Origin of the sequence: Vibrio sp. 1CM7H (assembly GCF_023161645.1) — a bacterium.
Classification (GTDB): domain Bacteria; phylum Pseudomonadota; class Gammaproteobacteria; order Enterobacterales; family Vibrionaceae; genus Vibrio; species Vibrio diabolicus.
In genome coordinates, this window is the sequence record NZ_JALNTV010000029.1 from 1 (window position 1) to 688 (window position 688).

Here is a 688-nt window from a genome sequence, read left to right on the forward strand (position 1 = left end):
TGTCTAAAGAAAAATTTGAACGTACGAAACCGCACGTTAACGTTGGTACTATCGGCCACGTTGACCACGGTAAAACAACTCTAACTGCAGCTATCTGTACTACTCTTGCTAAAGTTTACGGCGGTGTAGCTAAAGACTTCGCATCTATCGATAACGCTCCAGAAGAGCGTGAGCGCGGTATCACAATCGCAACTTCTCACGTTGAGTACGACACTCCAACTCGTCACTACGCACACGTTGACTGTCCAGGACACGCGGACTACGTTAAAAACATGATCACTGGTGCTGCACAGATGGACGGTGGTATCCTAGTTGTTGCTGCGACAGATGGCCCAATGCCACAAACTCGTGAGCACATCCTACTAGGCCGTCAGGTTGGTATCCCATACATCATCGTATTCATGAACAAATGTGACATGGTTGACGATGAAGAGCTACTAGAACTAGTAGAAATGGAAGTTCGTGAACTTCTATCTGAATACGATTTCCCAGGTGATGACCTACCAGTTATCCAAGGTTCTGCACTAGGCGCACTAAACGGCGAAGAGCAGTGGGAAGCGAAAATCGTTGAACTAGCTGAAGCTCTAGATACTTACATCCCTGAGCCAGAGCGTGCGGTAGATCAGCCATTCCTAATGCCTATCGAAGACGTATTCTCAATCCAAGGTCGTGGTACAGTAGTAACTGG

The 688-nt window shown here is 47.2% G+C and carries 1 protein-coding gene; it reads left to right on the forward strand.

Annotated features, from left to right (window positions below):
* On the forward strand, nucleotides 1–688 hold a 688-nt coding region (locus MSG33_RS23490; protein ID WP_031780751.1), incomplete at both ends, for a GTP-binding protein.